Origin of the sequence: Pseudomonas sp. 382 (assembly GCF_002759075.1) — a bacterium.
Lineage (GTDB): Bacteria > Pseudomonadota > Gammaproteobacteria > Pseudomonadales > Pseudomonadaceae > Aquipseudomonas > Aquipseudomonas vlassakiae.
Genome location: NZ_PEMX01000018.1, coordinates 71166 through 89326, shown reverse-complemented (window position 1 = coordinate 89326; position 18161 = coordinate 71166). Strand labels below are relative to the sequence as shown.

At 55.7% G+C, this 18161-nt stretch carries 16 protein-coding genes; 10 read left to right on the top strand and 6 right to left on the bottom strand.

Features of this window, described 5'->3' with window-relative positions:
* Positions 1-77: 77 nt before the first annotated feature.
* From yidC to rpmH, 4 genes are read right to left on the bottom strand one after another with little or no spacing between them, the layout of a single operon-like run.
* Positions 78-1754 carry a membrane protein insertase YidC gene (yidC, locus tag CQW31_RS19765; RefSeq protein ID WP_099815203.1) on the bottom strand — a complete coding sequence of 559 codons (1677 nt, stop codon included), beginning with the start codon at positions 1752-1754 and terminating at the stop codon, positions 78-80.
* A 2-nt stretch (positions 1755-1756) separates the two neighbouring features.
* A complete protein-coding gene (gene yidD / locus CQW31_RS19760) occupies positions 1757-2002 on the bottom strand; it encodes a membrane protein insertion efficiency factor YidD (protein ID WP_079230263.1) in 246 nt (81 codons plus the stop codon).
* Positions 1995-2399, bottom strand: coding sequence for a ribonuclease P protein component (gene rnpA, locus CQW31_RS19755; RefSeq protein WP_082433472.1), 405 nt, complete (start codon positions 2397-2399; stop codon positions 1995-1997). The genes yidD and rnpA overlap by 8 nt, the downstream gene beginning before the upstream one ends.
* A gap of 13 nt (positions 2400-2412) precedes the next feature.
* Positions 2413-2547 carry a 50S ribosomal protein L34 gene (gene rpmH, locus CQW31_RS19750; protein WP_003253163.1) on the bottom strand — a complete coding sequence of 45 codons (135 nt, stop codon included), beginning with the start codon at positions 2545-2547 and terminating at the stop codon, positions 2413-2415.
* A gap of 583 nt (positions 2548-3130) precedes the next feature.
* Between rpmH and dnaA the strand changes: the two genes are divergently transcribed.
* The 10 genes from dnaA (at position 3131) to CQW31_RS19700 (ending at position 16839) form a co-directional block, all read left to right on the top strand.
* Positions 3131-4669 carry a chromosomal replication initiator protein DnaA gene (gene dnaA, locus CQW31_RS19745; RefSeq protein ID WP_054884437.1) on the top strand — a complete coding sequence of 513 codons (1539 nt, stop codon included), beginning with the start codon at positions 3131-3133 and terminating at the stop codon, positions 4667-4669.
* A gap of 40 nt (positions 4670-4709) precedes the next feature.
* Positions 4710-5813 (top strand): DNA polymerase III subunit beta, encoded by a 1104-nt coding sequence (gene dnaN / locus CQW31_RS19740; RefSeq protein WP_054884436.1) that lies wholly within the window; start codon positions 4710-4712, stop codon positions 5811-5813.
* Between the two features lie 15 nt (positions 5814-5828).
* Entirely contained in the window at positions 5829-6932 is a 1104-nt protein-coding gene (gene recF, locus CQW31_RS19735) for a DNA replication/repair protein RecF (RefSeq protein WP_054884435.1), read from the top strand.
* Between the two features lie 4 nt (positions 6933-6936).
* A complete protein-coding gene (gyrB, locus tag CQW31_RS19730) occupies positions 6937-9357 on the top strand; it encodes a DNA topoisomerase (ATP-hydrolyzing) subunit B (protein WP_099815202.1) in 2421 nt (806 codons plus the stop codon).
* Between the two features lie 836 nt (positions 9358-10193).
* A complete protein-coding gene (locus tag CQW31_RS19725) occupies positions 10194-10832 on the top strand; it encodes a TnsA endonuclease N-terminal domain-containing protein (protein WP_011953077.1) in 639 nt (212 codons plus the stop codon).
* Positions 10813-12771: a DDE-type integrase/transposase/recombinase gene (locus CQW31_RS19720; RefSeq protein ID WP_011953078.1), complete on the top strand. Its 1959-nt coding sequence runs from the start codon at positions 10813-10815 to the stop codon at positions 12769-12771. The genes CQW31_RS19725 and CQW31_RS19720 overlap by 20 nt, the downstream gene beginning before the upstream one ends.
* On the top strand, positions 12768-13727 hold the full coding sequence (locus CQW31_RS19715) for a TniB family NTP-binding protein (RefSeq protein WP_010951429.1): 960 nt from the start codon (positions 12768-12770) through the stop codon (positions 13725-13727). Before CQW31_RS19720 ends, CQW31_RS19715 begins: the two co-directional genes overlap by 4 nt.
* 75 nt (positions 13728-13802) lie before the next feature.
* Positions 13803-15719 (top strand): TniQ family protein, encoded by a 1917-nt coding sequence (locus CQW31_RS19710; RefSeq protein ID WP_010951430.1) that lies wholly within the window; start codon positions 13803-13805, stop codon positions 15717-15719.
* A gap of 56 nt (positions 15720-15775) precedes the next feature.
* Complete coding sequence (locus CQW31_RS19705) at positions 15776-16135, top strand: histone-like nucleoid-structuring protein, MvaT/MvaU family (protein WP_010951431.1); 360 nt, start codon at positions 15776-15778, stop codon at positions 16133-16135.
* Between the two features lie 371 nt (positions 16136-16506).
* Positions 16507-16839: a DUF2790 domain-containing protein gene (locus tag CQW31_RS19700; RefSeq protein WP_011953079.1), complete on the top strand. Its 333-nt coding sequence runs from the start codon at positions 16507-16509 to the stop codon at positions 16837-16839.
* A 97-nt stretch (positions 16840-16936) separates the two neighbouring features.
* Here the strand turns inward: CQW31_RS19700 and CQW31_RS19695 are convergent, their stop codons facing one another.
* Positions 16937-17392, bottom strand: coding sequence for a DUF411 domain-containing protein (locus CQW31_RS19695; protein ID WP_011953080.1), 456 nt, complete (start codon positions 17390-17392; stop codon positions 16937-16939).
* Complete coding sequence (locus tag CQW31_RS19690) at positions 17382-18161, bottom strand: cytochrome c (RefSeq protein ID WP_011953081.1); 780 nt, start codon at positions 18159-18161, stop codon at positions 17382-17384. Before CQW31_RS19690 ends, CQW31_RS19695 begins: the two co-directional genes overlap by 11 nt.

The following is an 18161-nucleotide window of genomic DNA, read 5'->3' as shown; positions in this document are numbered from 1 at the left end:
GCCTCTACGACAAAACGACAGATAGCAAAAACGCCCCCGAAGGGGCGTTTTTATTCACAGGCTAGCGCAGTAGCCCGTCAAGCAGCAGCTTTTTTGGTGGCTGCTTCGATACGGCGGGTGATGTACCACTGCTGAGTGATCGACAGGCAGTTGTTCACAACCCAGTACAGCACCAGACCAGCCGGGAACCACAGGAAGAAGAAGGTGAAGATGATCGGCATCATTTTCATCACCTTGGCCTGCATCGGATCCGGTGGCGTTGGGTTAAGACGCTGCTGGATGAACATGGTGGCGCCCATGATGATCGGCAGGATGAAGAACGGATCCTTGATCGACAGGTCGGTAATCCACAGCATCCATGGGGCTTGGCGCATCTCGACGCTTTCCAGCAGTACCCAGTACAGCGACAGGAACACCGGCATCTGTACCAGGATCGGCAGGCAGCCGCCCAGCGGGTTGATCTTCTCTTTCTTGTACAGCTCCATCATCGCCTGGGACATCTTCTGGCGATCGTCACCGAAGCGTTCCTTCAGCGCGGCAAGCTTCGGCGCCACGGCCCGCATGCGCGCCATCGAGCGATAGCTGGCAGCCGAGAGCGGGAAGAACAGGCCCTTGATGAGCATGGTCAACACGATGATCGACCAACCCCAGTTACCCAGCAGGCTGTGGATATGTTGCAGCAACCAGAAGATTGGCTGGGCAATGAACCACAGGAAGCCGTAGTCGACAGTCAGCTCCAGACCTGGGGACAGTTCTTTCAGCTTCGACTGAATCTTCGGGCCGGCATACAGCATGGCGCTGGTTTCAGCCTTGCCGCCAGCCGGAACGCTGAGCACAGGGCCGGTGTAGCCGATGATGTAGTTGCCTTGGCTGTCCTTGCGGGTCTGGACGACATTGTTGTCCGACTTGGCCGGAATCCAGGCGGTCACGAAGTAGTGCTGCAGCCAGGCAACCCAGCCGCCCGACACATTTTCTTTCAAACTACCTTTGTCGATGTCCTTCATCGAGACCTTTTTGTAAGGCTCGGAAGCAGTCCACATGGCGGCGCCCAAGTAGGTGGCGGTGCCGGTGGCGGTGCTCGACGATGGGTCGGAACTGGCGTCACGCTTGAGCTGGGCAAACATGTTGCCGTTCCAGGTCTGGCCGCTCTGGTTGTCGATCAGGTAGCTGACATTCAGGTCGTACTCGCCGCGCTTGAAGCTGAAGCGCTTGATGTAGTTGACGCCGTTATCGCTGAACTTGAGGTCGATGACCAATTGGTCCTGGCCATCAGCCAGCTGGTAGCTCTTCTGTTCGGCAGCGTACAGCGGACGACCCGACGAACGGGCATCCGGACCGTTGGCGCCGGTCAGGCCGCTTTGCGCGAGGTAGACGCGCTCGCCACCGTTGTCGAACAGCTGGAACGGAATGTCCGGATGGTCCTGACGGCGTGGGTATTTCGGCAGGTTCAGCTGGACGATGTCACCACCAACCGGATCGATAGCCAGGTCCAGGACATCGGTCTTGATCCGGATCAGGTCCTTGCTGACTGCAGCGGGAGCCAGTTCGGCAGGGCTGGATTCGGCATTGGCGCTCGGCACATCGGCGCTGGCGGTACCGGCCGGCACACCGTCGGGCAAGGCCGGGGCAGCAGTGCTGGCAGCAGTATTCTGAGTCGGCAGGGCAGCCTGGCCGTAGTCCTCGTTCCACTTGAGGACCATGACGTAGGACACGATTGCCAGGGCGACGATCAGGATCGTGCGTTTAATATCCATGATTACTCGGCTATCGAAGAAGTTCGGGAGGAAGGAGCGGGGGGAACGGGATCGAAACCGCCGTCGTTCCACGGATGACAACGCCCCAGGCGACGAACGGCTAGCCACCCGCCACGCAAGAGGCCATGGTTTTCAATGGCTTCAAGAGCGTAACAGGAGCAACTGGGGTAGAAACGACAGTGATTGGCCATCAGGGGACTGATGGCGTAACGGTAAAACTGGATCGGAACGAGGGCCAGTTTACGCATTTTGACTGTCTACCCCTGCGGAATCGGCGTTTGCCGCTGGAGTTGGCCGGCTGCGCGCCAGGCGTTTCCAGAGCTTGCCAAAGTGTTGGTGCAATTCCGGGTTTTCTATCTCACCCAATCCCTTGCGCGCGACGATCACTATATCCAGGCCACCCAGCAATTGCTGATTGAGCCTGAAGGAATCGCGCATCAAGCGCTTGAGGCGGTTGCGTTGAACGGCGAGCTTGACGCTCTTCTTGCCGATCACCAGGCCAAGCCTTGGATGATCCAGGCCGTTCTCGCGAGCAAGGATCAGCAGGTTTTTCCCTGGAACCTTGCCGGTTGGGGAGTCGAAGACCGCTTTGAAGTGCCGGGGTGTAAGCAGACGCTTTTCCCGACTGAAGTCCTGACTCACCACCTGTGCCGAAAAATCAAATGGCCAGACGCTTACGGCCTTTGGCACGACGACGCGACAGAACAGCGCGGCCGTTCTTGGTAGCCATACGGGCACGGAAGCCGTGGGTGCGAGCGCGCTTGATGGTGCTTGGTTGGAAAGTACGTTTCATGGCGTTGTTACCTGGTTTGTCGACTACGGGCCGGAATGGCCCCCTTTTTAAGAGATCGGCGATTCTAGAGAAAGCAAGCCCATAGGTCAATTTCCAACCAGTCTTTCCTTATAGAAGGCGTCCTGATAGCTGCTGGGCCAGGAAGGGTTGATCAGTCACGCAGACGGACGACAAAATGAAAAAAAGAAGAGACATATAAAAAGCTTTTCTGAAGAACTTATAGATCTTAAGTGGATAACCTTCTGTGGATAACCCACTGAAGCCCTTTAATCACAAGGCCTACAGAAATCCGAAACCTTGTCGGTAACAAGTGCTGCGCTTGTGATGGAGCTGCTGAAAGGCTGTGGATAGAAAAGGTCGTTATCCACAGCAGAGTTATCAACAGGCTGCAACCCTGGGTTGTGCATAGCCTTCATAGGCGGTTATCCACAGGGCTTATTCACAGTCGCTGAGAGACGTTTTGGCCGCTAAATGGCTGTTTTGTCATGGCTCAGAATGTTTCCACATGTGGATAACTGATCGCTCGACCGGTACAATGGCGGTTTGTTTTTGCCTCATCCGGCTTTCAACTCAGGGGATATCCGTGTCAGTGGAACTTTGGCAGCAGTGCGTGGAGCTTCTGCGCGATGAACTGCCTGCCCAGCAATTCAACACCTGGATCCGTCCGCTACAGGTCGAAGCCGAAGGCGACGAGTTGCGCGTCTATGCGCCGAACCGTTTCGTGCTCGACTGGGTGAATGAAAAGTACCTCGGCCGTCTGCTCGAACTGTTGGGTGAAAACGGCGATGGCATTGCGCCCGCCCTTTCCTTGTTAATAGGTAGTCGTCGCAGCTCTGCCCCTCGTGCTGCACCTAATGCACCCGTCAGTGCCGCGGTGGCTGCCACACTTGCGCAAAGCCAGACGCAACAGGCCGCTGCGCCTGCGATTACCACTGTTGCCGAACCGGCGCAGGCTCCAGCAACAGAGGCGACGCAAGCGAACGAGGTCGTTGAACAGGCTTCGAGTGACAGCTTCGACAGCATGGGGGACAGCCCTTCGGCAACGGCTGCTGGCAGCCGTACCGAACAGCGCACTGTTCAGGTGGAAGGCGCGCTCAAGCACACCAGTTATCTGAACCGAACGTTCACCTTCGAGACCTTTGTAGAAGGTAAGTCGAACCAGTTGGCCCGCGCTGCTGCCTGGCAGGTCGCCGACAATCCCAAGCATGGCTACAATCCGCTGTTCCTCTATGGCGGCGTCGGCCTGGGTAAGACCCACCTGATGCATGCCGTGGGTAACCACCTGCTGAAGAAAAATCCGAATGCGAAGGTGGTGTACCTGCATTCCGAGCGCTTCGTCGCGGATATGGTCAAGGCGCTGCAGCTGAACGCGATCAACGAATTCAAGCGTTTTTACCGTTCGGTCGATGCGCTGCTGATCGACGATATCCAGTTCTTCGCCCGTAAAGAGCGTTCCCAGGAAGAGTTTTTCCACACCTTTAATGCGTTGCTCGAGGGTGGCCAGCAGGTGATTCTCACCAGCGACCGGTACCCGAAGGAAATCGAAGGCTTGGAAGAGCGCCTGAAGTCGCGCTTCGGCTGGGGCCTGACGGTTGCCGTCGAGCCGCCTGAACTGGAAACACGTGTGGCGATCTTGATGAAGAAGGCCGACCAGGCCAAGGTCGAGCTGCCGCATGATGCCGCGTTCTTCATCGCTCAGCGTATTCGCTCGAACGTACGTGAACTTGAAGGCGCCCTGAAGCGGGTGATCGCTCACTCGCACTTCATGGGTCGTGACATCACGATCGAGCTGATTCGCGAGTCGTTGAAAGACTTGCTGGCGCTGCAGGACAAGCTGGTGAGTGTGGATAACATCCAGCGTACCGTGGCCGAGTACTACAAGATCAAGATTGCCGATCTGTTGTCCAAACGCCGCTCGCGCTCCGTTGCGCGCCCCCGTCAGGTTGCCATGGCACTGTCGAAGGAGCTGACCAACCACAGTCTGCCGGAGATCGGCGACATGTTTGGCGGTCGCGATCACACGACGGTGCTGCACGCCTGCCGCAAGATCAATGAATTGAAGGAATCCGACGCGGACATCCGCGAGGACTACAAGAACCTGCTGCGGACGCTGACGACGTGATGATCGCCAGCGCAGCTAATTGAAGGCAAGGGACTAGACCATGCATTTCACCATTCAACGCGAGGCCCTGTTGAAACCCCTGCAACTGGTCGCCGGTGTCGTCGAGCGCCGCCAGACCTTGCCGGTGCTGTCCAACGTCCTGCTGGTCGTGCAAGGCCAGCAGCTGTCGTTGACCGGTACCGATCTGGAAGTCGAACTGGTTGGCCGCGTGCAACTGGAAGAGCCGGCTGAGCCAGGCGAGATCACTGTCCCGGCGCGCAAGCTGATGGACATCTGCAAGAGTCTGCCCAACGATGTACTGATCGACATCAAGGTGGACGAGCAGAAGCTGCTGGTCAAAGCCGGCCGTAGCCGCTTCACCTTGTCGACTCTGCCTGCCAACGATTTCCCCACTGTGGAAGAAGGCCCGGGCTCGCTGACCTGTAACCTGGAGCAAAGCAAACTGCGCCGTCTGATCGAGCGCACCAGCTTCGCCATGGCCCAGCAGGACGTGCGTTACTACCTCAATGGCATGCTGCTGGAAGTGTCGCGCAACACCCTGCGTGCGGTTTCCACCGACGGTCACCGCCTGGCACTGTGCTCGATGAGCGCACCGATCGAACAGGATGATCGCCATCAGGTCATCGTTCCACGCAAGGGTATCCTTGAACTGGCGCGCCTGCTCACCGATCCGGAAGGCATGGTCAGCATCGTTCTCGGCCAGCATCACATCCGTGCGACCACCGGTGAGTTCACCTTCACCTCGAAACTGGTCGACGGCAAGTTCCCTGACTATGAGCGCGTACTGCCGAAGGGGGGGGACAAGCTGGTGGTGGGTGACCGTCAAGCGCTGCGTGAAGCGTTCAGCCGTACCGCTATTCTCTCCAATGAAAAGTACCGTGGCATTCGCCTGCAGCTGGCTGCCGGCCAACTGAAAATTCAGGCCAATAACCCTGAGCAGGAAGAAGCAGAAGAAGAGATCGGTGTGGACTACGAAGGTAGCTCGCTGGAGATCGGCTTCAACGTCAGTTACCTGCTTGACGTGCTGGGCGTTATGACTACCGAGCAAGTTCGTCTGATTCTGTCTGATTCCAACAGCAGTGCTTTGCTGCAGGAAGCTGGCAACGACGATTCCTCCTACGTTGTCATGCCGATGCGTCTGTAACTCGTAGCAGACGAAATGTCCCTTCGACGTATCATGGTCACCGCGGTGCGTAATCTGCACCCGGTGACTCTCTCACCGTCCCCCCGCATCAATATCCTTTACGGCGCCAATGGCAGCGGCAAGACCAGTGTGCTCGAAGCCGTGCACCTGCTTGGCCTTGCCCGGTCATTTCGCAGTACCCGGTTGAACCCGGTCATTCAGTACGAACAGCCTGCCTGTACAGTATTTGGCGAAGTGCAGTTGGCTGAAGGTGTCACCAGCAACCTGGGTGTTTCACGGGAGCGGGCGGGCGAATTCACTATCCGCATTGACGGGCAGAATGCCAGGAGCGCCGCTCAACTGGCTGAACTGTTGCCGCTGCAACTGATCAACCCGGACAGTTTTCGGTTGCTGGAAGGTGCACCGAAAATCCGCCGACAGTTTCTCGATTGGGGAGTGTTCCACGTGGAACCTCGTTTTCTGCCCGCCTGGCAGCGCTTGCAGAAGGCGCTGCGGCAGCGGAACTCATGGTTGCGGCATGGTACACTTGACGCTGCTTCGCAAGCCGCCTGGGACAGAGAGTTATGCCTGGCCAGCGCGGAAATAGATGAATACCGTCGCAACTACATCAAGGCCTTGAAGCCCGTCTTCGAGCGAACCCTGAGCGAACTGGTCGAGCTGGACGGGTTGACCCTGAGCTACTACCGAGGCTGGGACAAGGACCGGGAACTGCAAGAAGTGCTCGCCTCCTCTGTCCTTCGCGATCAGCAGATGGGTCATACCCAGGCCGGCCCGCAGCGTGCGGATCTGCGTCTTCGTCTGGCTGCCAATAATGCAGCCGACATCCTGTCGCGTGGTCAGCAAAAGCTGGTGGTGTGCGCACTGCGCATCGCACAGGGCCATCTCGTCAGTCAGGCTCGTCGCGGCCACTGTATTTATCTCGTTGACGACCTGCCGTCCGAGCTGGATGACCAGCATCGACGCGCACTGTGCCGCTTGCTAGAAGAATTACGCTGCCAGGTGTTTATCACCTGTGTAGATCACGAATTACTGAGGGAAGGCTGGCAAACGGAAACGCCAGTTGCCTTGTTCCACGTGGAACATGGCCGTATCACCCAGACCCACGACCATCGGGAGTGAAGGCATGAGCGAAAATCAAACGTACGACTCCTCCAGCATCAAGGTGCTGAAAGGTTTGGATGCCGTACGCAAGCGTCCCGGCATGTACATTGGCGACACCGATGATGGTAGCGGCCTGCACCACATGGTCTTCGAAGTGGTCGACAACTCGATCGACGAAGCCCTCGCCGGTCACTGCGATGACATCACGGTGATCATCCACACGGACGAATCCATCAGTGTGCGCGACAACGGTCGCGGCATTCCGGTTGACGTGCATAAAGAAGAAGGCGTTTCGGCAGCCGAAGTCATCATGACTGTGTTGCACGCCGGCGGTAAGTTCGACGACAACTCGTACAAGGTATCCGGCGGTCTGCACGGTGTAGGTGTATCGGTCGTGAACGCCCTGTCCGAGAAGCTGGTGCTGACTGTTCGCCGCAGTGGCAAGATCTGGGAGCAGACCTACGTTCACGGGGTCCCGCAGGCTCCGATGGCCGTTGTTGGTGACAGCGAAACTACCGGTACCCACATCCACTTCAAGCCGTCGGCTGAAACCTTCAAGAACATTCACTTCAGCTGGGACATACTGGCCAAGCGGATTCGCGAACTGTCGTTCCTCAACTCGGGTGTTGGTATCCTGTTGAAGGACGAGCGCTCGGGCAAGGAAGAGTTCTTCAAGTATGAAGGTGGTTTGAAGGCCTTCGTTGAATACCTCAACACCAACAAGACCCCGGTCAACTCGCAGGTCTTCCACTTCAACGTCCAGCGTGACGATGGCGTGGGTGTCGAGATTGCCCTGCAGTGGAACGACAGCTTCAACGAAAACCTGCTGTGTTTCACCAACAACATTCCGCAGCGTGACGGCGGTACGCACCTGGTCGGTTTCCGCTCCTCGCTGACCCGTAGCCTGAACAGCTACATCGAGCAGGAAGGCCTGGCCAAGAAGAACAAAGTTGCCACCACCGGTGACGACGCCCGTGAAGGCCTGACCGCGATCATTTCGGTGAAAGTGCCGGATCCGAAGTTCAGCTCGCAGACCAAGGACAAGCTGGTCTCCTCGGAGGTGAAAACCGCCGTGGAACAAGAGATGAACAAGTACTTCGCCGACTTCCTGCTGGAAAACCCGAACGAAGCCAAGGCGGTTGTCGGCAAGATGATCGACGCTGCCCGTGCCCGTGAGGCGGCGCGTAAAGCCCGCGAAATGACTCGCCGTAAAGGCGCACTGGATATCGCCGGCCTGCCGGGCAAACTGGCGGACTGCCAAGAGAAGGACCCTGCCCTCTCCGAACTGTACCTGGTGGAGGGTGACTCCGCAGGCGGTTCGGCCAAGCAAGGCCGTAATCGTCGCACCCAGGCGATCCTGCCGCTGAAGGGCAAGATCCTCAACGTCGAGAAAGCACGCTTCGACAAGATGATCTCGTCCCAGGAAGTAGGCACGCTCATCACCGCATTGGGCTGTGGTATCGGCCGCGAAGAGTACAACATCGACAAGCTGCGTTATCACAACATCATCATCATGACCGATGCTGACGTCGACGGTTCGCACATCCGTACCCTGCTGCTGACCTTCTTTTTCCGTCAGTTGCCGGAGCTGGTCGAGCGCGGCTACATCTATATTGCGCAGCCGCCGCTGTACAAGGTCAAGAAAGGCAAGCAGGAGCAGTACATCAAGGACGACGAGGCCATGGAAGAATACATGACCCAATCGGCCCTTGAAGATGCCAGCTTGCATCTGGACGAATCGGCGCCAGCCGTTTCCGGTGTACAACTGGAAACGCTAGTGAACGAATTCCGCGCGGTGATGAAGACCCTCAAGCGCCTGTCGCGGCTGTACCCGGAAGACATCACCGAGCACTTCATTTACCTGCCGGAAATCACCTTGGAACAGTTGGCCGATCACGCCGTGATGCAAGCGTGGCTGGTGAAGTTCCAGGAGCGTTTGAACAGCAGCCAGAAGTCGGGCCTGGCCTATCAGGCCAGCCTGCGCGAAGACAAGGAACGCAATGTCTGGCTGCCGGAAGTAGAAGTCACTTCCCACGGTCTTGCCAGCTACGTCACCTTCAACCGCGACTTCTTCGGCAGCAACGACTACCGCTCGGTGGTCACCGTAGGGGCCAAGCTGTCTACCCTGCTCGGCGAGGGTGCTTACGTGCAGCGCGGCGAACGTCGCAAGGCAGTCACCGAGTTCAAGGAAGCGCTCGACTGGCTGATGAACGAAAGCACCAAGCGCCACACCATTCAGCGATACAAGGGTCTGGGCGAGATGAACCCGGAGCAGCTGTGGGAAACCACCATGGACCCAACCGTCCGCCGCATGCTCAAGGTCACCATCGAAGACGCGATTGCCGCCGATCAGATCTTCAACACCCTGATGGGCGACGCGGTGGAGCCACGCCGTGACTTCATCGAAAGCAATGCGCTGTCGGTGTCGAACCTGGACTTCTGATCCGGTGTAGGTTCACAGAAAAGCTGCACGCTTTCACAAATAGATGACCGGCCGGGCTTCAACCATGGCCCCTGTCGGTCACCATCAAGCCCGCCTTCGCGGGCTTTTTTTTGCCTGGAATTCCTGCCGGGGCGCCCTACTCCGCTCATTGGAAAATGATGCAGATGGGGGGATTTGAGGAAGTGATTTGATGGGGCGCTGGAAGTGCTGAGAGGGTCGGCGGGCGGATCTGAGCAGCAGAGAGATTGAGAGGACTTTAAAACTAATATTTGAACACCTTAATAGTTAATTAAGCGTACGTGTTAAGTATTAATTTGAACAATTTAGTATGGAAATGGAATTTGGTGGAAGTTGCCATTTTGGATTTTTTGTAGATTTCGAAGGGATGTTGGAATAAGATCTATGACCAACTTTTCCGCTTTGCACTGAAGATTTTCAGCCAAATCAGCTGTTTGAAGCGAGAGCTTCAGACCTGATCCAAATTGCTCCAGCGATCACGAAGTGGCCGTTTAGAAATAAAGAGAGCAAGCCGATTGCTTTAGATTCTGATCAGTCATGAGAGTCATGACCAATGAGAGAAAAGGAGACCTGAAAATGTAGAAAAACGCGATCAATCCCGAGAGGACTGACCGCGCTTAGCGAAGCAGACTTGCGTCCTCAGAACCCGCAATGTCTGCTTTTTCGAAGCGACTGTCAATCCTCTCCCATTTTTTCGACCTTAGCGAGGTTACTCGACGGCACAGTGTTGCCTGTCGAAAGGCCTCACTTCGCCCGCCCTGCGCCTTGATTTTTTGGCGCAGCGTCGGCGCTCGTTTCGAGATTTTCGGAGGTGTTTCATGACAGTACGAAAGGTGGTCACGCGGCGGTCCAACCATTACCGCGGCTACTTCCCATCGCTCAAAAATAAAAAGCCTGTGCCCTGGGAGTCCCAGCTCGAAGGCGCTCTTTTTCGGCTTCTTGAGCTGTCTCCTGCGGTCATCGGCTACGTCCCGCAGCCCAGTGAGGAACGTGTTCCATCGCTCCAGGGCTACTTCAAATATTACCCAGACGTACAGGTTTTCCTCGCGGATGGGCGCGAGTGGTGGTTTGAAGTGAAGCCTCACGACCGACTGAAGATTGCCAGCGTCAGGCAGCGACTGGATGCCGCTGAGCGCTACTTCAACGCCACTGCCCGTAACTTTTCGGTGATCACTGAAAAGTTAATTGAAGCTGAACCCCTGGCTACCAATCTTAGAAGGCTGATGTATCACCGGCGCGGTCCAGAGCTTTCGCATCAGGCGTTGGAGGAGGTAATGGCGACCTTCAACGAATGGCCGCCTATGACCGTTGCAGATCTGCTCTACGTGGTTGGTGAGGGGAAAGCCTGGCGCTTGTTAGGCCTTGGGGTGGTGGGCATTGACCTTGATAGGTCAATTGACACTGACTCCCCGGTCTTCCTGCAAGGGGGGCACCGTCATGCAAACCTTTTCCCTTAGGGTGAAATTGGTCGTCATCGTTCGTGGCGTACTGATGGTGCTTGAGAAGAGGCTTATTGACCGGAAGCTGCTCTTTTTCGATGAGCTTGGTGAGCCCACGAAGCTATCCGAGAAGGAGTTCTATGAGGCCTACGAGAAGCGCGAGATCGAGATCTCCGCTGATCAGCCATACCTTGGGAGGGTTCCGTATGTGCGGAACGTCCCTCCAGATATTTCATGCTTCCCCAAAAAACATGGAGATGAGGCATTGCGTCGACGCAAGTATCTGGACGACCTAACTAAGCGCGGTAAATACAAGCTACCGGGTGACGAAGACATGATCAAGAAGCTTAGAGATATCGCCAAAAAGATTGGGGATGCGTGCGCACCCTCGGTTTCCACTATTCGACGTTGGGCAGCCAAATACATTGGCCAGAACGTAGTAAAGCTTATCCCTCAGCATGCCAAAAAGGGTCGGGCTGCCGCGATACAGGGAGAGCTCGAAGTTATTCTTGAAGGGGTGATTAATAAAACCTACCTGCAGGATACGATTCCAGCGGTCAGCGTGGTCGTTTCAGAATTCGAGGATCAGATAAAAGAGAGGAACAAAAGTCGTTTGCCTTCGGATCAGCTCAAGATCCCAAGCGGAATGACTGTCCGAAGGTACATCGCCAAGCTGGATCCGTACCTTGTGGATAAGGAGAGGCTCGGAAAACACGCAGCAGACAAGAAGCACCGTGTTGCGGCGGGTGTCCTACGTGTCCATGAGATTTTGGAACGTTGGGAAATTGATCACACCTTGTTGGACGTCCAGCTTGTGGATGAAACCTCGGGGCTGTGCATTGGGCGCCCCTATCTGACGATCGTCCTCGACCGCTTCTCTCGAATGGTGATGGGATATTTGCTCCACCTGTCGGCGCCAAATACGGAAACCGTGCTTCGTGTGATCGAACGCTCAATCCGTCCAAAAGCCGAATTGCTGAAGCGCTTTCCGAAAGTGAGAAATGAATGGTGGGCACGTGGGCTGCCGGCTCGAATAGTCCCAGACAACGCAGCGGAATTTCACGCGGGCGATCTCATCATGGGATTCAACGAGTTGGGTATCGAGATCATGTATCCCGCTTCAAGGGCCCCTCAAAGGAAAGGTGCCGTCGAACGCTTTTTCAGCACACAGAACCTGGGGCTTATCCACAACCTCCCGGGTACCACCTTCTCGAATATCCAGCAGCGTGGCGATTACGACTCGGAGAAGAATGCATGTTTCACGCTCCCTCAATTGGAGGCGGTGGTAGTGAAATGGATCGTCGATGGTTACCACCAGACTCCTCATCGGGGGCTGGACAACAGAACACCGGCTCAAGTCTGGGGGACTAGCGAGGCGAACCATGTCATCAGCCTTCCCGTCGACCTGGACTCGTTGGAGTGCATTCTGGCCAAGCGGGCCTCGGTGAAGGTTCACCATTACGGCATCGAGGTTGCCAAAGTGGGCTACCACTCTACGGAACTTGCTGAGCTCCGTATGCGTTTGGCAGACGGAGAAAAGGTAAACGTCCGCTATCGAGACGAAGCCGGGCACGTTTGGGTTCACGACCGCTTCAGAAACTTGTTCTTCAAAGTGCCCGCCAAAGATGAGCGAATGGCCGGTAAGAGCAGGGAGGTGTGGAAGGCTGCCGAGAAAGCGCTGCGAGAAAAATATAATGAGCAGCCTAGCTTCGAGGCTACGCACAGGTGCTACCAGGAAATTATGGAAGATGCAGACGAGGCCCGCCGTTCGCAGACGCTCAGAAAACGACGCGCAGCTGCCATAGCGAAAATCGACAAGGAGGGTCGAGTGACCGAAAGCACGCCTCCACCCAAGGTACTCGCTGAAGTGGAATGGACCGGTGACTCTATTCCTAACATTCCGCCAGCAGCCTTCAAGGTCTCGGTTCGTCGCCCTGCTGGGAGTTCTAAGCCATGAACGCCATCAATCTGTACGAATGCTACGAGCATGGTGAATACAGCTTTACGCTCCGCGATCGTTTTATTCACAGCCCTCAAGTCGAGCGAGCGTTGACGCGACTAGGCGATATCCACGGCGATAGTCGGCGTACCAGAGCAAGTAAAGGGTTGCTGATCCAAGGTCCAAGCGGAGTGGGCAAGAGCACATTGGTCAAGGAGTACATTCGGTCATTGGAGGAATTGGAGAGCCATGACCCACAGAAGCGGACAGTTCTGTTCGTCGAGATGCCTTCGTCTCCAACCAAAAAGAACCTGGCAGCAGCCATTTTGGCAGAGCTGAAGGATCCCTTCGCAGAGGCACGAGGACATTCGGCAGAGGTTAAATTTGCGCGAGTAGTCCTGCTGCTGAAGAACCTTGGCGTGGAGATGTTGGTCCTCGATGAGGCGCAGCACCTGGTCGATTATCGTCGTAATGGTGCGTATGAGGCAGCAGACTGGATCAAGAGTCTGATGAATGAAACCAGTATCGCGTTTGTTCTGATTGGGCTGAAGCGCACCGAAAATCTCCTGCTAGCAAACGAGCAACTGCGACGCAGGTTTTCGGCCACGGTGGCATACGATCGCTTCACCTTCTCCGCTAATACGTCTCTTCATTTCGTGATGTTGTTGCAGGCAATCGAGGGCGAACTGCCTGTTCAAACCATCAGTTTTGTAGAGCCAGCGATGATTAAACGCTTCTACCTGGCTTCCTATGGATTGATCGACTACCTCATCAAGATTGTGGACAGGGCTGTTTGGCTGGTTCAAGTCCAGGACCTTGTCGGGATTGAACTTCCTGTGCTGGCCCAGGCTTTTGAAGACGAGGTTTGGAGCTACGCCACCGAGGATCGAAACCCCTTCAGTGCGAGCTTCAATTTCCAGCCTCTGTTCGGGAAGCGGGAGCCGTTTGAGACGTTCGAAGAGAGCAGTACCTGACGGCCAAGGGCCGGGCTTATCGGCCCGGCTCTACTCCCCTGATTTTTATGTCTTCGATTTCATGGATGTGTAGGAATGTTTGGTCTTTTAATCAACCCACGACCACACCAAGACGAAAGTCTTTTGGGGTACCTGCAGCGCCTGGCGAAAGCCAACGGATTACCCAGAAAGGAACTGCTCACCGCCTTTGCACGAGCCGACGAGACCGATGTTGCGGACTGGCTGCAGATGATGGAAGGACCACTGAGCTGGCCTGCGGTATCTGCTGAGTTTCGTGATCCAAGGCCCAAGGGGGTCAAGTTATGGACGACTCATCACGCTCGTTACTGTCCGATCTGTTTGGGCGAAGCCGGTTATTGGAGAGAAAGCTGGGGCTTGACCCTGGTTACGACGTGTTCTGTCCACGGCACTGAACTCCACGGGCGGTGCCCCAACTGTCTGAAGGAAACCGATCCAAGCGCAATGAGTGCGAATAGTTGCCAAGCGTGTGGCACCTCATTGAGTGGGACCAATTTTGAGATCGCGCCGGCGAGTGATACGGCCGCCTGGCTCACCTCTGGCTTTGAAGATAGGTTTTACGCCGACTCGTTGCCAGCTGACGCGGGATTGGCGGCCCTCACCTACGAACAGTTTCACGAGTTGTCATCGCGTCTCGCTGTCAGAAGTTTGCCTACGGAAAGAACCCAGCCGCTGAAGGTTGCTGATTCGGGTTCGCTAGAGATATCGCGGCTTATGGCAAACGCGGCGGGCGTGGTTCTCATGAACTGGCCTCTCGCATTCAGAGAACTGCTGAGTGGCCTCAAGGCAGTCCATTCCGATAACGAACATTGGACGCTCAGCAGATCGTTCGGCCCGATATACCACGACATCCACCGTGATCTGGATGACTCTTGTTTTGACTTTCTTCGTCGAGAGTTCGAATCATTTCTGCAGCATGCGTGGGAAGCACCGTTAGCGAAGCGAAATCGCAATTTGAGTGAGGAGACGATTGAGAGACATCGTTGGGTGTCGTTCGATTCTGCTGCTGAAGCTTGTGGTCTCGGGGTATCAGTCATAAAACGCCTTCATCAGGAGGGACAAATCGCCTATCGGGAGAAGGTCCATGAAGATCGAGTCTTTACGGTCGTGGACCTGGATCATTTGAAGGCAATCTCGCAGCATCTCCAGGGCGTGGCTGATATGAAAGAAACCTCGACTTTGCTAAGCCTCTGTCGCAATCGGGTTAGGCAGCTGCTAGCTGGTGGTACCCTCCAGTTCTTTGGTGGAGAACCGCGCCCAGGCGAAAGGTGGCTGATTGACTGCCGCTCGATCAACGAATTGATTGATGAGAAGCTGCCTACCAGCTCTGACCAGAGCCTGGTGTCGATCAACTACTTGGCCAAGCATTCTCTGCCCAAGGGGGGTGGGTTGGTCGAGTTGGTTCAGGCAATACGTGCAGGTGAACTTCGCGCTTACGGCCCAGCTGAGAATGGCTCGGTTGCGGTAGGGGCGTGGTTACTCAAGCCGCAAGATTTTGCAGCGTGGCAACAAGCCCGAGCTGAGAACAAGAGTCCGGTCTTTCCCGGCCTGTCGGTAGTCAAGGCTGCTGCGCTGTTAGGCGTCAAAGAACAATGCGCATACGCGTTCGTTCGACTGGGTCTGCTATGGAGCACTGCTGTCGAACGAGGCCGGCGTACGCAATTGATGGTTAAGCCTCAAGCCATCGACAGATTCAGGCGTGGCTATATCTTGGGACCGGAGATTGCGGTGTATTTGGGGAAGTCGACCAGGGAGGCGTTCAAGCACCTTTGGGAGGCCAGGTTTCGCCCCGTTGCGGGGCCATCCATTCCAAACGCGGCTTGCCGGCAGTACGTTTGGGTAAGAAGCAAAAAGCTGATCGATTACCTCGCAAGTGAAGCCGCCCAGATCGACGATCCTGAAGCCATCACGTTTTTATCCACACCGATCGCTCAGCCTCGTGATTGCCGATTCAGGCATGTGGGATCAAGATAGTTAGCACGCTTTCTTTCTTGATTGCTAAAATCATCGAACCCATTTTGGAGAATCTTATGTCCCGTCTCGCTGAATTCCGCCTGCTCGAACAACAGCTCGCAGCCCAACTGGCGGAGCTGGAAGCGCTGAAAAATGACTCTGCCCTGAAGCAGGAAATGGAATTTGAAACGAAGCTGCGCAGTTTGCTCAACGAGTATGGCTACGGCCTGCGCCAAGTGGTGCTGATCCTCGATCCGCAAGCGGTGGCTTCCACTGATATGGCCCCAAAAACCTCTCGGAAACCACGCGAAGTGAAGGTCTACAAGAATCCACACAGCGGAGAGGTTGTTGAGACCAAGGGTGGTAATCAGCGTACGCTTAAGGCCTGGAAAAACGAGTATGGCGCTGAGGTAGTCGAGTCTTGGCTCGCCAATTGATTGCACTGCAGGCGGCTTCTGGCACGAGATGAATCGTGGTGCGCCCCGAATGCAAATTCCCATTCTGGGGCGTGACGAAATTTTCTGCGGGTGGTGGATTTAGAGAATTAAAACTGTCGCTAGAGGGTCCCGTCTTTCGCGGCCTGCAGCCATTTGGAGAGGAAACGCAAAACTGTCGCAATCACCCAAAACGCCGGTTCAGACTGATTCGCTAGAGAATTAAAACTGTCGCAGCCTGAAACGACGCGGCTTTCACGTGTATTCAGAGCCATCATTATCGATAGCCTGCTTACAAACATGTAATTCCTGGATCACGTGGATGACAGCTCCCAGTCGGTAAGCTTCACTCATGTCTTCATGGAGTAACAGAAATGAACACCGCTAAAAGCATTGCCGCCCTCATGCTCGTAATCGCCTCCTCATCCGCTTTAGCTGAAGGAGGATCTGATCGCTTACACGGAAAGATGATTCAGGCAAATGAGCAAGCAATGCGTGCCTACGCCGCTGCCAATGGAAAAAAACCACCTGAAGTGATCCATTATCGCTACGGAATGAAACTGGATGTGGCGAGAGTTATCAGTATGACTTCGCTCAAAGGTAGCTGCGACGTGATGCCGACACAGATGAATTACGAGGACTCAACAGGTGAGTTGAAAATCCTCGAATATCGCTCTGCTGGAATTAACTGTAGAGGTCAAAACTGACCGAAGGGACAGGGTAAGTCTTGGAGTAAGCTGACCACGACCAGCGCTGCAGCTGGTCGGCTGGCCGGCAGAAGCCCTTCCCCCGGGGCATCTTGCATTACGTGTCAGGATAACTGGCAACTACTTGATCGTCCCCACTCTTGGTGAGGCCGATGACTTGATAGGCGTGTTTCATGCCATCAACCTCCATACCTGGTGAGCCAGCGGGCATGCCAGGTACCGCGACGCCTGCCAGGTCGTTGCGCTTTATGAGCTCCTGCACCTGGGCTGCGGGGACGTGACCTTCCACAAACTTGCCATCGATAACCGCGGTGTGACACGAAGCCAGCCTCGGAGCTACTCCTAGCTCTTGCTTCACCGCCCTCATGTCCGTTTCAACGTGGTCGACGACCTTGAAGCCGTTTGCCTCCAAGTGCGCTATCCATTTCTTACAGCAACCGCAATTAGCGTCCCGGTGCACATCGATAGTCAGGGGCTCCGCAGCAAAGGCGGCTGAGGCGATTAGAAGTGACGCTGCGGTACTTAAACCGAGGAAGCGGCGCTTACTTGTCATGAGTGTGCTCCTTCCCGTCTTTGTGCACATGGGTTTTGGGAGTAGAACCTGTGTGGTGGTCCGAGTGCGCCTCGCCGGACTCGTGTTCACCGTGGTGCTCCGCTACTGATGAAGACTCCGAATGCGAACTGCCATGATCATGACTTTCCTCAGCCACGCCGTTTGCTGCGGAATCATCATGATTTCCATGACCTGATTTCGCACCACCGTGTTGGCCTTCATGGTTATGCATATCGCTTTCGCCACCGCCATGTTGGTGACCACCACTGGAAGCGACCATCATCTGGTACTGCTCAGCATTGAGTTGCGGTAGCTGGTCCAGGAACGCGACGATTCCCCAGATGTACTGGTCGTCCATGCTCTTACCCCAGGCTGGCATGCCTGTCGCTTTGATACCGTGCTTGATGGTCCAAAACGCAGCAGCAGGGTCACCGCTTACACCTATCTCGGTGAGGTTTGGTGGGGATGGGTATAGGGCTTGGCTGAGTTCAGTTTTCTCCACCCCTGGCGCGAGGTGGCAACCGATACACATGGCGTTGTAGTTGCCTGCCCCTGCTTGGATGAGAGCAGGATCTTTAAGGTTTGGCACCTCAATGTCGCTTGCTCGGACTTCAATCGAGCGATCCCGCGCCATGGCCAAAAACGCATGCACAGCGGGGAAGTGTGGGTCGTCCGCACCAACGTTCACGAGACCGAAGTAAGCAGCACCTAGCACTGCTGCGCTAGTAACAGCACCTGCCGCCACCAGCGTTGTAATTGTTTTTTTCAT